The 12275-nt window shown below is 72.6% G+C and carries 11 protein-coding genes; 5 read left to right on the top strand and 6 right to left on the bottom strand.

Features of this window, described 5'->3' with window-relative positions:
• Nucleotides 1–96: 96 nt before the first annotated feature.
• Together JOD63_RS13785 and purD are read right to left on the bottom strand one after the other, a co-directional pair.
• A complete protein-coding gene (locus JOD63_RS13785; RefSeq protein ID WP_045274544.1) occupies nt 97–558 on the bottom strand; it encodes an RrF2 family transcriptional regulator in 462 nt (153 codons plus the stop codon).
• A 9-nt stretch (nt 559–567) separates the two neighbouring features.
• On the bottom strand, nt 568–1839 hold the full coding sequence (purD, locus tag JOD63_RS13780) for a phosphoribosylamine--glycine ligase (protein ID WP_045274543.1): 1272 nt from the start codon (nt 1837–1839) through the stop codon (nt 568–570).
• 86 nt (nt 1840–1925) lie between these two features.
• Here purD and JOD63_RS13775 point away from each other — a divergent pair, with 86 nt between their 5' ends.
• On the top strand, nt 1926–2285 hold the full coding sequence (locus JOD63_RS13775) for a sterol carrier family protein (protein ID WP_045274542.1): 360 nt from the start codon (nt 1926–1928) through the stop codon (nt 2283–2285).
• Between the two features lie 167 nt (nt 2286–2452).
• Here JOD63_RS13775 and JOD63_RS13770 read toward each other — a convergent pair whose 3' ends face one another.
• Genes JOD63_RS13770 through JOD63_RS17865 form a run of 3 tightly spaced genes read right to left on the bottom strand, consistent with a single transcriptional unit; the run spans nt 2453 to nt 5507 of the window.
• Nucleotides 2453–3271 carry a heme ABC transporter ATP-binding protein gene (locus JOD63_RS13770; protein ID WP_084613355.1) on the bottom strand — a complete coding sequence of 273 codons (819 nt, stop codon included), beginning with the start codon at nt 3269–3271 and terminating at the stop codon, nt 2453–2455.
• A complete protein-coding gene (locus tag JOD63_RS13765; protein ID WP_045274541.1) occupies nt 3268–4341 on the bottom strand; it encodes a FecCD family ABC transporter permease in 1074 nt (357 codons plus the stop codon). The genes JOD63_RS13770 and JOD63_RS13765 overlap by 4 nt, the downstream gene beginning before the upstream one ends.
• Nucleotides 4338–5507: a heme/hemin ABC transporter substrate-binding protein gene (locus JOD63_RS17865; RefSeq protein ID WP_045274540.1), complete on the bottom strand. Its 1170-nt coding sequence runs from the start codon at nt 5505–5507 to the stop codon at nt 4338–4340. The genes JOD63_RS13765 and JOD63_RS17865 overlap by 4 nt, the downstream gene beginning before the upstream one ends.
• Nucleotides 5508–5654: 147 nt before the next feature.
• On the opposite strand from JOD63_RS17865, the gene JOD63_RS13760 reads away from it, so the two are divergent.
• The 3 genes from JOD63_RS13760 (at nt 5655) to JOD63_RS13750 (ending at nt 10265) form a co-directional block, all read left to right on the top strand.
• Nucleotides 5655–9341, top strand: a complete 3687-nt coding sequence (locus tag JOD63_RS13760; protein ID WP_052682356.1) for an HtaA domain-containing protein — start codon at nt 5655–5657, stop codon at nt 9339–9341.
• Nucleotides 9342–9438: 97 nt separating this feature from the next.
• Nucleotides 9439–9864 (top strand): hypothetical protein, encoded by a 426-nt coding sequence (locus JOD63_RS13755; protein WP_045274539.1) that lies wholly within the window; start codon nt 9439–9441, stop codon nt 9862–9864.
• A 44-nt stretch (nt 9865–9908) separates the two neighbouring features.
• Nucleotides 9909–10265 carry a hypothetical protein gene (locus JOD63_RS13750; RefSeq protein ID WP_045274580.1) on the top strand — a complete coding sequence of 119 codons (357 nt, stop codon included), beginning with the start codon at nt 9909–9911 and terminating at the stop codon, nt 10263–10265.
• A 51-nt stretch (nt 10266–10316) separates the two neighbouring features.
• Here the strand turns inward: JOD63_RS13750 and JOD63_RS13745 are convergent, their stop codons facing one another.
• Complete coding sequence (locus JOD63_RS13745; RefSeq protein ID WP_045274538.1) at nt 10317–10922, bottom strand: hypothetical protein; 606 nt, start codon at nt 10920–10922, stop codon at nt 10317–10319.
• 279 nt (nt 10923–11201) lie between these two features.
• On the opposite strand from JOD63_RS13745, the gene purM reads away from it, so the two are divergent.
• A complete protein-coding gene (gene purM, locus JOD63_RS13740) occupies nt 11202–12251 on the top strand; it encodes a phosphoribosylformylglycinamidine cyclo-ligase (RefSeq protein WP_245244901.1) in 1050 nt (349 codons plus the stop codon).
• The last annotated feature ends 24 nt before the right edge of the window (nt 12252–12275 follow it).

Raw genomic sequence — 12275 nt, 5'->3', positions numbered from 1 at the left:
ACATGGGGCGTAATGCGGGCGCGGGGGAGCAGCTGCTTCGCCGAGTGATCCCGGATGCCGCGGGCGCAGGTGGATCCCCGGCGGATCAGCGCTGGGTCAGCGCCCGCTGACCCACGAGTCGGGGTCGTCGGCGAGGTCGCGCACGGCGGTCGGCAGGTCGCCCTCGGCGAGCTCGGCGAGTGAGGTGTCGTCGAGCACGCGGCGCACGCTCGCGCGCAGGGCGACCCACAGCGTGACGAGGTCTTCGTCGCCGGGCGGGTACTCCAGCTCGCTCGGACGCTCGTTGCGCACGTACACCAGGGGGCCGTCGACGGCGCGGATCACGTCGGCGACCGAGATCGCGCGCGCATCGCCGGCGAGGCGATACCCGCCGTTCGCACCGCGGCGGCTCTCGACGATGCCCGCGCGGCGGAGCGCCGCGAGGATGCCCTCGAGGAAGGGCGCCGGGATCTGCTGCGCCGCCGCGATGCTCTCACCCGGCATCGGGGTGTCGCGGGGGCTCCGCGCCAGGAACAGCGCGGCCCTCACGGCGTAGTCCGCGCGAGCCGAGATGCGCATGGCTCGGTCTCAGTCCTCGGTGACGCGCGCGGCGATGTCGGTGCGGTGCTGGCTTCCCTCGAGCCCGATCTCATCGATCGCGCGGTACACGCGCTGCCGGGCCTCGGAGAACGTCGAGCCGACCGCGACGACGTTGAGCACGCGACCCCCTGTGGCGACCAGCCCGTCGGCCGACTCGGCTGTGGCCGCGTGGGCCAGATGCACGCCGTCGACCGCGGCCGCGGCATCCAGTCCGGTGAGCGGACGACCCGTGATCGGCGCGGCGGGGTACCCCTCGCTCGCGACGACGACGGTCACGGCGGCGGTGTCGGCGAAGGCCGGGCGGGGAAGGTCTTCGAGGTGACCGGATGCGGCGGCCAGCAGCAGCTGCGACAGCGGGTCGAGCAGTCGGGGCAGCACGACCTGGGTCTCGGGGTCGCCGAAGCGGGCGTTGAACTCGATCACCTTGACGCCCGCGTCGGTGAGGATGAGGCCGGCGTAGAGCAGGCCGATGAACGGTGTGCCCTCGGAGTCGAGCTGGCGGATCACCGGCTCGGCGACGGTCGCGGTCACCTCGTCGACGAACGCCTGCTCGCTGCCGAAGCTGCCGTCGAGCCAGGGCAGCGGCGAGTAGGCGCCCATGCCGCCCGTGTTCGGGCCGGTGTCGCCGTCGGCGAGGCGCTTGAAGTCCTGTGCGGGGCTGAGCGGCAGCACGTGATCGCCGTCGCTCAGGAAGAACAGCGACACCTCGGGGCCGGCGAGGAACTCCTCGACGAGGATCGAGCCGCTCGAGAGGTAGCTGTCGGCGTGGGCCAGCGCCTCCGCGCGGTCTTCGGTGACGATGACGCCCTTGCCGGCGGCGAGCCCGTCGGCCTTCACCACGTGCGGAGCGCCCAGGTCGTCGAGGGCGGCCTCCACCTCGGCGCGGGTGGTCGCGCGCACGGCGCGGCCGGTCGGCACGCCCGCGGCGTCCATGATCCGCTTCGCGAACGCCTTGGAGCCCTCGAGCTGCGCGGCAGCCTTGCCGGGACCGAAGACGGGGATGCCGTGCTCGCGCAGCGCGTCGGCGACGCCGGCGACGAGCGGGGCCTCGGGGCCGATGACGACGAGGTCGACGTGCTCCTCGTTCGCGAAGACGGTCACCGCGGCGGGGTCGTTCGCGTCGAGCTCGACGACCGTGGCGTCACGCGCGATGCCGGCGTTGCCGGGGGCGGCGAGGATCGTGTGCTCCGCCTCCTCCGAGCGCAGGGCGAGGATGATGGCGTGCTCGCGCGCGCCCGAGCCGAGGACCAGGATCTTCACCCCGCCAGCCTACCCGGGGCCCGGTCGCGGGCCCGGGGCCCGGCCGGGTTGTGACACGCGACCCGCGCAGTGCGTAGCGTGGAGTCATGCCGCGAACCATCATCACCGCCGACGGCCGCGCGGCGCTCGCCGCGGTGCAGGCAGCGGGCGACGCGGCCCCGCGCGTCGACAGGGCGACCGCGGTGCGGTATCTGCTTCAGCTGCTCGTCGAGAAGGCTCCCGGCAACTCCGTCGAGGTGCGGGTGCCGCCGTTCGGAGCGGTCCAGGTCGTCGAGGGCCCGCGCCACACGCGCGGCACGCCACCGAACGTCGTCGAGACCGACGCCGCCACGTGGATCGCGCTCGCGACCGGCGCGGAGGAGTGGAGGGATGCCGCCGCCGCCGGCCGCATCAGCGCGTCGGGCACGCGGGCCGACATCTCCGACCTGCTGCCCCTGCGTCCGTAGTCGGGGGGCGTTTCGTCTCGCTGTGCTCGCTCGACGACCGGTGGGGTGTGTCGAGGGGGACGTTTCGTCTCGCTGCGCTCGCTCGACGACCGGGAGGGCGTGCCGGGGCAGTGTCGGTCGTTGAGCGAGGAGCGCAGCGACGAGACGAAACGGGCGGACCCGCCGCATCAGCGGCGGGGCACCACCACGGGCGAGCCCGACGTGGGATGCGGGAAGACGTCGACCGCCTGGCCGTACACCTCCTCGATGCGCTCCGCCGTGAGCACGACGGCCGGCTCGCCCGATGCGACGATCCGCCCGCGTGAGAGGAGGGTCACCCGGTCGGCGACCCCGAGCGCGGCGTTGAGGTCGTGCAGCACGACGGCCACCGCGGCGCCGTCAGACGCGCGACGGCGGGCGATCCGCAGCACGTCCTCCTGGTGCCGCAGATCGAGCGCCGCGGTGGGCTCGTCGAGCAGCATCACGTCGCACGCCTGAGCCAGCACCCGCGCGAGCGCGGCGCGTGCGCGCTCGCCGCCCGACAGCGACGTGATCCCTCGACCTGCGAGCGCTGTCATGTCTGTCGCCGCGAGCGCCGCGGCCACCGCGTCGTCGTCGTCGGCCTCGGCGGCGGTGCGTGCCCACGGGGCGCGCCCCATACGCACGACCTGTTCCACGGTGAACGGGAACGACACGGCGTTCTGCTGCAGCAGAACGGCCCGGGACCGGGCGAGGTCCCGAGGCTTGATCGACCCGAGCTGCACGCCGTCGAGACGGACGTCGCCCGACTGCGGCTCGATGTCGCCCGAGAGCACGCCGAACAGCGTGGATTTTCCGGCCCCGTTCGGCCCGACGAGCGCGTGCAGCTCCCCGGCCCGCACCTCGATCGATGCATCCGACAGCACCGGCGCCGGCGCCCCGTGCGGAGTCACCGTCACCGCGAGCGCCGCGAGCCGCACGGTCGTCGATCCGGCCGCGGCCGCGGTCGCGGCATCCGTCGCCGTCATCCCCAGCCCCCTGCCCGGCGACGCGTGCGCAGCAGCAGCCACAGGAAGAACGGGCCGCCGACGAGCGAGGTGATCATGCCGATCGGCAGGTCGGCCAGCGGCACGGCCGTGCGCGCGATCAGGTCGGCTGCGACGATCAGCAGCGAGCCGCCCAGCGCGCTCGCGATCACGAGGGGCAGGTGCGCGGGGCCGATCGCCATGCGCATGAGGTGGGGGACGACCAGACCTACGAAGCCGATGATGCCGGCGAAGGCGACGGCGCCGCAGACGAGCAGCGCGACCGTGACGATGACGACCACGCGCAGCAGCTCGACGCGCACGCCGAGGTGCCGTGCGGTGCGCTCGCCGAGCGCGAACAGGTCGAGGCGGCCGGCCACCGCGATCCCGATCGCGACACCGACGGCGATGAGCGGCGCGACCAGCGCGATGTTCGACCACAGGGCGCCGTTGAGCGATCCGAGCTGCCAGAACACGATCTGCTCGCGGGTGGCTGTCGTGCCGAGGAAGGTGAGGAAGGCCAGCCCGGCGCCGGCGATCGCGTTGACCGCGATGCCGGTGAGGAGCAGCGTCACCACCTCGGTGCGGCCGCCGGACCTGCTGATGAGGTACACCGCGAAGACGGCGACGAGGCCGCCGATGAAGGCGAATCCGGGCGTCGTCCACATGCCGAAGACGGCCAGACCGAAGGTGAGGCTCGTCGCCGCCCCGAGCGCGGCGCCCGACGAGACGCCGACCACCGCGGCGTCCGCCAGCGGGTTGCCGAAGATCGCCTGCATGAGCACGCCCGACACCGCGAGCGCCGCGCCGACCAGCAGCCCCAGCACGATCCGCGGCAGACGGATGTCGAGCACCACGCCCGCGGCGGTCGGTGCGGCCGGTGCCCAAGCGGTGTCGAGGCCCACGGACTGCAGCAGCACGCCGACCACCTCGGAGGGGGCGAGGCGGTACTGCCCGAGTCCGAGCGAGAGCACCACCACGACCACCAGCGTCACCGCCAGGGCGCCGACGAGGAGGGCGAAGCGGATGCCGCGGTGCTCCGTGGGCACCGCGGTCACGACCTCGGCCGTCACGGGGTCGGTGTCGGGGTCGAAGCGGGTGCAGAGTCGGCGGCCGACGGCGACGACGCCGGCGCGTACACGGCGCGGGCGAGGGCACGGATGACGTCGGCCGTGCGGGGGCCGAACGCGAGGATGTCGGCATCGGCCATGTCGACGACACGACGATTCGCGCCGGCCGGCGTCTGCGCCAGTGCCGGGATGCGCTCGACGAGCCCGTCGACGCCCCCGACCGAGGCCAGCCCGTCGGTCATCATCACGAGCACGTCGGGCTGGGCGGCGACGAGCGCCTCGGCCGTCATCGGCTTCATGCCCTCCCATCCGATCTCGCCCGCGACATCGATGCCGTCGACGGCCTCGATGAGCGAGTCGGCGCCCGAGTCGCGCCCGAAGATGTAGTACACGTTCGCGCTGCCCCGCACGTAGAGGAACAGCATCCGCGGGCGATCGGATGCCGTCCCCGGTGCGATCTCGTCGACCTCGGCGCTCGCCGCCTCGATGTCGGCGGTCAGCCGATCCGCGAGCTGCGCGCCACGCTCGGGCACGCCCAGTGCAGCAGCGACCTCTGCGACGAGCTGATCGACGGTGTCGATGCGGCGGTCGTCCGAGACGACGACGACGGCGATGCCCGCCTCGCGCAGCTGCTGCCGCACCTCTTTCGGTCCGATGGTGGTGTCGGTGAGCATCACGGTGGGGGCGAGCTCGAGGATCGCCTCGGCGTTGAGGGTGTGCCCTGTCTTGGTGACGACGGGCAGGTCTTCGGTGCCGTCGAACACGGTCGACGAGTCGCGTCCGACCACCTGGTCGCCCAGGCCCAGGCCGAAGACCGTGGCCGCGATGGTGCCCGAGATGTCGACGGGGAGGATGCGGCTCACGTCGGTGATCTCGACCTCGCGCCCCTCGGCGTCGGTCACCGTCACCGGCAGCGAGGGGGCGGTGTCGTCGTCGACGGCGGTGATCACGTGCGAGCTGAGGCAGGCGGTGGACGGGCCGATCGCGGACCGGGGGTCGTCGACGAGGTCGACCGAGGCGAGCGACTCGGCCGCCGCAGGGCAGTCCGCGTCGACCGGCTCGGCCGATGCCGCAGCACAGCCGGAGGCCGCGAGCAGGGACGCCGTGAGGAGCGCGGCGACGGCGAGGAGGCGGGAGGCTGCGCCGGGGGTGAGGGGTCGCGAGGACATATTAGGTGAGGCTAACCTTAAACTTGACGGTGGCTGGGTGTCTGCCGTACGTTCAGGTTCATATTAGGTTAGCCAAACCTAAACTCCCACCCGAACAGCATTGACGCCTCGGTGCGCCTCGGCGCCCGCTGCGCCGGAGACACAACGTTGAACACCCAGCAGCTCCTGGATCGAAGCCGGGCGACCATCGCCGCGATCCTCGCCATCCTTCTCGCGCTCGCCGGCGCACTGACCGCCGTGCCCGCCTACGCCGCCGGTCCGACACTGTCGGCGCCTGATCTGCCCCGGGCGGGAGGCACGATCTCCGTCAGCGGATCGGGCTTCAGCGCGACGAGCCCCGGCCTGTATCTCGGCCTGCGCGCCGACGGCGCGACATCCGACACGTACACCGTGTGGATCGACGTAGCGAACACGGTCGGCGACCTGCCCGGCCTCGGCGCATCGGCTCCGATGAACGCCGACGGCTCTTTCGTCGTCGATGTCGTGGTGCCCGCGTACGTCGAGGGGACCACCTACAGCCTGTTCGCCCGCAAGGCGCACGGCATCCCCGATGCGACGCAGCGCCTCACACAGGCCCTCGCCTGGGAGCCGGCGCCGGCGGTCTCGACCACCACCACGCTCGCCGTGTCTCCTGCGGGATCGAGCGTGGCCGGGGCCGACTTCACCGTGTCGGCATCGGTCGCACCCGCGGCATCCGGAACCGTGACGTACTTCAACGGCGACACGCAGATCGGCGCGGCAGCCGTCGGCACGGCGGTCACCGCGCGCATCGATCAGGCCGGAACGGCTCGGCTGTCGGCTGTGTTCACGCCCGCGGATGCCGCGGCGTTCACGGGGTCGTCCTCGGCCGTCGTCTCGTACGAGATCACCGCGCCGCCGACGGAGCCCGAGCCGGTCGATCCCGAGCCGTTGCCGGTGCCGACCGTGACGGTGTCGAAGACGTCGGGCCTCGACGCGGAGGGCGAGACGATCACGGTGTCGGGCACCGGGTTCGTGCCGAACGCGCCGGCGACGAGCGGCACGCGGCCGCCGCTGGCGAACAGGTTCACGGGCGCCTATGTGGTGTTCGGCAAGTTCCTCGACGCGTGGAAGCCGTCTGAGGGTGTCGCGAGTTCGGCGCGCAAGGTGCTGGCGCAGAAGTGGGGCGTGCTCGAAGCCGACCTGGCGACGATCGGCGGGGCTGCCGCGGGCGGCATCGTGATCGGTGCGGACGGGTCGTTCGAGACGACGCTGACGGTGTCGAAGACCGAGGCGTCGGAACTGCTCACGGGCAACTACGGCGTGTACACCTACCCCGGCGGCGGCGCGAAATACGCGCCGTTCGAGACGTACACGGCGGTCTCGTTCGCCGAGCCGGCGCCGATTCCCACGGTCGACGTGACGGTGACGGATGCGTCGGCGAAGTCCGGCGCGACGGTCCGCGTCGTGGGCTCGCAGTTCGGCACCGTGACCGGTGCGTACGCGGCAGTGATCGAGAAGGGCACCGAAGCAGCGGTCTCGGCCGGCGGCGGGTACGTCGCGTTCGGGTACTGGATGACTCCGGGCGCGATCGCGGGCGGCTCGTTCGACAAGACGCTCGTCGCCGAGACGGCGAAGCTCGATGAGTCGAAGCAGTACGAGGTGATCGTCTGGCAGGGGCACACCGCGCCGAACGCCGACACGATCTACGCTCGCGCCGATGTGCCGTTCACCACGGCCAACTGGGATGCGCTCTTCCCGGCGACCCCGGTCGACCCGACCGACCCGACGGACCCGACGGACCCGACGGACCCGACGGACCCGACCGACCCGGGCAGCGCTCCGGCAGTGAAGCTGTCGGTGACAGCCGCGTCGGCGAAGTCCGGCGCGACGGTGCGCGTCGTGGGCTCGCAGTTCGGCACCGTGACCGGTGCGTACGCGGCAGTGATCGAGAAGGGCACCGAAGCGGCCGTATCGGCCGGCGGCGGGTACGTCGCGTTCGGGTACTGGATGACTCCGGGCGCGATCGCGGGCGGCTCGTTCGACAAGACGCTGGTGGCTGAGACGGCGAAGCTCGATGAGTCGAAGCAGTACGAGGTGATCGTCTGGCAGGGGCACACCGCACCGAACGCCGACACGATCTACGCTCGCGCCGACGTGCCGTTCACCACGGCCAACTGGGATGCACTCTTCCCGGAGACCCCCGTCGACCCGACCGACCCGACGGACCCCACCGATCCGACCGACCCGACCGACCCGACGGAGCCCATGTCGCCCACGACCCCCGCGACACCCGGGTCCCCTGCGGCGTCCGGGTCGATGCGGTGGGCGATCTCGTCGAGCTTCACGAGCTACGTCACCGGTCCGATCGCGCACGGCAGCATCGCGGTGACCGGCGGAGCCACCCGCGCGAGCGACGTCTTCCAGTTCGGTCAGGCGGCGGGGAGCACCTACGACCGCGACTCCGAGTCGGGCACGGTCTCGTACCTCGGCGCGGTGCGCTTCACCGGGCACGGCGGCATCCTCGACGTGACAGTCGCGAACCCGCAGGTGCGCATCGAGTCCGACGGCGACGCGACCCTGTCGGTCACGAGTGGAGGCACCTCCGTGGTCTTCGCCGAGCTCGACCTCGACGCCGCGACGCGCGTCGCCACGAGCGCCTCGGTCACGTACTCGGGTGCGCCGGCGACGCTCACCGACGCCGGACGCAGCCAGGTGTTCCAGGGCTACGGCACGACGCTCGATCCCGTGACCTTCACCATCGGCGTCGCGGCGCCGGCCCCCGCGGGCAACACGGGGACGGTGGCCACCGCGGCGCCGCGACCGGCGAGCACCACCAGCACGATTCCCGCCACGCCTCCGGCGACCGACGGCATCGAGGTCGACGACGAGACGCTGGCAGCGCTGCAGGCAGGCGATCCGGCCACGGTGACCGCGACCGGATTCCAGCCGGGCGAAGAGGGCATCCGGGTCGTCGTGTACTCGACGCCGGTGCTGCTCGCCACGGTGACCGCCGACGCCACGGGCGCGGCGACCTGGTCGGGCTCGCTTCCGGCGACCCTGGCCGATGGAGAGCACACGCTGACCTTCCAGGGCTCGGTCGACCGCGGCATCCGATTCACCCTCGCGCGCGCAGCAGCGTCGCTCGACGGATGCGTCGTCGCCGACGCCGGACTGCGCTGGGGCTTCAAGGAGAGCTTCCGCACGTACATCGAGGGCATCGCCGGCGGCGGGTGGGAGCTGACCGACGTGGCGTACGAGTACCCGGAGTACGTCTGGACGGGCGGTTCTGGAACGGTCGACGTCGAGACGCGCACCGGCCTGGTGGGCTTCGGCGGCACGATCCGCTTCACCGGGCATGACGGGGCGCTCGACACGACCCTCGCTGACGCGCGGATCGAGCTCGACGGCGACCGCGGCTATCTCGTCTTCGACGTCACCGGCACGACCCAGGACGGCGAGGCGGTGACCGCGGCCGGCATCCGCTTCGCGGAGTTCGCCCTCCCCGATCTCGAGATCACCGAGGACGGGCTCGTGCTCGACGGTCTCGCGGCGACGCTCACCGACGCCGGGGCCGCGGCGTTCGGCACCTACGCGGCCGGCGAGGCGCTCGACCCGGTGTCGGCCGTGCTGCCGGTCGCCGATGCGTGCGCGGAACCGGTCGTCGCGACTGCCGAGGACTCGGCGGCCGAGCCGGTCGAGGCCGAAGCGGCAGTCGCCGATGGAGCGGCAGATGCTGTCGCGGCTGAGGCCGCCCCCGTGTGGCCGTGGGCCGTCGGCGGGCTCGCAGTGGTGCTGGCGATCGCCGCCGCGTGGATCGTGATCTCCCGTCGCCGCGCGACGGCCGGCGCTGGAGGAGATCAGACGGCCGACTGACGTCGGCTGTCAGGACGGCGCCCCGCTCGGCTTCCGTGGGGCGCCGTCCTTCGCTCTCATCGAGACGCCCGAGGGCCTCAGGTGGGACAATGGCGGTATGCCTGCCCTGCGTGCCGGCGACCCCGACAACGACCTCCCGGACGACGCCGACGACCACATCGTCGACGAGGAGCTGCGCGAGGTCGTGGTGCGCCGCACCCCCCGATACGGGCGCATCTTCGGCATCGGCATCGCCGGCGGTCTCGTCGCCGCCGTGATCGTGGTCGCCCTCTCGGGAGGCCCCAGCGGACTGCCCGCGACCGGCGCGGCGGGGGTGATGCGCGGGTTCGGCGTGGTCGCGGCGGTCTGCGTCGCGGTGGGGCTGCTCGTGTCGGCGATCGTGGTGATCGTGCTCGACCGCCGCGCGTCGCGGCGCGTGCATCCGGGAACCGCCGACCACACCACCTCTCTCTCCGACGACCTCGCGCACCCGGTCACCGACGACGCCCCGCGGTGGGTGCGAGACGAGGACGACCTCGCCTGAGAACGTGCGGTTTCCGCTCAGGCACGGGGGAGATAATGGTGGTCATGTCTTCGCCGAGCAGCGCACAGCACCCCGCATCCGAGGAACGACCTGAGGTCGTCCGCGTGCGTCGCGCTCCGAAGATCTCGGTGTTCCTGCTCGCCGGTGCGGCGCTCGGCATCGTCGCCGCGATGGGTCTCACATTCGCGTTCGGCGGCACCGAGGACGCCAGCCCCAACACCGGGCTCGAGTACTCGCAGGGTCAGGTCTTCGGCTTCCTCGCGCTCATCTGCATCCCCGTCGGTCTCGCGGTCGCCGGCCTCATCGCGCTCCTGTTCGACCGCTCCTCGAGCCGTCACGCACGCGAGGTGACGGTGTCGCACGAGTCGGTCACCGACAACCCCGCGGGCGACCCGGCCTGACCGCCCCCGTTCGGGGCGACGGCCTACCCGGACGCGCGCCGTCGGCGCGGTTCAGGCGAGCTCGGCGATGATCGGGTTGATCGCCGCGTCGAACGCCGCGACGTCGCCGCGCAGTCCGTCGGTCACGGCGACCGTGAGCGATCCGATCCACCACACGCCGCGCTGTGCGAGCGGCAGCACCTGCACGTTGAGCTCGAACGAGTGGGCGCGGCGGCCCACCTGGCGCTCGTACTCGGCGATCGCGCTCGCATAGGCGCGGTACGAGCTGCCCGATCCGGCGTCGCGCCGGTAGCGGGAGTGCGCGGACTGCGTGAACGCCATCGCCTCGGCGGCGTGCGGTCGCACCGCCGCACGCAGCTCGCGAGCACCGTCCTGCGGGAGCGCCATCAGTGTGCCGAACTCGTCGACGAGCTCGAGCGGCACCGTCGACGGATGCGCCTGCGGCTCGACCGTCATCGCCCAGTACTCGCGCCACTGACGCTCGAGGGTCGCCTGCGCGGTGTCGTCGCGCACGTTCTCACGGGGCGGGATGCCGCGCAGCTGCGGCAGCTCGTCGGGGGAGCGGATGCCGAGCACCTGACGCAGATAGAGGGCGAGCAGAACCGGCTGACCCGCATCCTCACGGATCAGCCACTCGGGGTTTCCCGTGCCGCCCATGCGGTCAGTCTAGGACCGGGCCGCCGGCCCCTGCGCGGACTCCGCCCGTCGCGCTTCCTCCCGTCGGGTGGTCGGAGTCGCGCGCGGTGCGCCAGGGAGCCGCGAGCCCGGCGCGCTCCCCGCCCCCGCGCCCCGAGCCCCGGACCACGGGTGCGGCATCCGCACAGGTTGAGCGCCGGTACTCTGGTACGCGTGGCCTCCTCCTCTCGTGACGCCCCCGTGAACCCCTACACCGAAGCCGGCGTCGATACCGCTGCCGGCGACCTCGCTGTCGAACTGATGAAGTCGGCCGTGCGCAAGACGCACGGACCCGAGGTGCTCGGCGGCGTCGGCGGCTTCGCCGGACTCTTCGACGCGAGCGCCCTGCGCGCGTACAGCCGGCCGCTCCTCGCCTCGAGCACCGACGGCGTGGGCACCAAGGTGGCCATCGCGCAGCGCATCGACAAGCACGACACCATCGGGCTCGACCTCGTGGGCATGGTCGTCGACGACATCGTCGTGGTGGGCGCGAAGCCGCTCTTCATGACCGACTACATCGCGTGCGGCAAGGTCTTCCCCGAGCGCATCGCCGACATCGTGCGCGGCATCGCGGCAGGATGCGCCGAGACGGGCACCGCGCTCGTCGGCGGCGAGACCGCGGAGCACCCCGGCCTCCTCGGCATCCACGACTACGACGTCGCGGGCGCCGCGACCGGCGTGGTCGAGGCCGACCGCCTCCTCGGCGCCGACCGGGTGAACGACGGCGACGTCGTGCTCGCGCTCGCCAGCTCGGGACTGCACTCGAACGGGTACAGCCTGGTGCGACACATCGTCGCGGGTGCCGGCATCGGCTACGGCGACAACGCCGCCGACTTCGGCACCACCTGGGGTGAGGCCCTCCTCGAGCCCACCCGCCTGTACACCCAGCCGCTTCTGCGTCTCATCGCCGAGACCAACGACGGCGTCCACGCCCTCAGCCACGTCACCGGCGGAGGCATCGCGGCGAACCTCGCCCGTGTGCTGCCGCAGAACACGTGGGTCGAGGTCGACCGGTCGACGTGGTCGCCGCCCCCGGTGTTCCGGGTGCTCGCCGACCTCGGCGATCTCGACCTCGCCGCCACCGAAGGAACCTGGAACCTCGGCATCGGCTTCCTCGCCGTGGTCGACGCCGCGACGGCTTCGGCCGCCGTGTCGGCGCTCGCGCGTGAGGGGATCGCCGCCTGGCAGGTCGGCGTCGTGCACACCGATGCACGCCCCGCGGGTGACTTCGAGCAGGGCGCCAAGGGCGTCGACGGCGGCGCGGTGCGCCTGGTCGGCACGTATGCGGATGCCGCCCCGGCGTCTGCGTAAGACCACACACTCACGGAAGCAAGC

The organism is Microbacterium terrae (assembly GCF_017831975.1).
Taxonomy (GTDB): Bacteria; Actinomycetota; Actinomycetes; order Actinomycetales; family Microbacteriaceae; genus Microbacterium; species Microbacterium terrae.
This window is presented reverse-complemented; position numbering and strand designations above follow the sequence as displayed.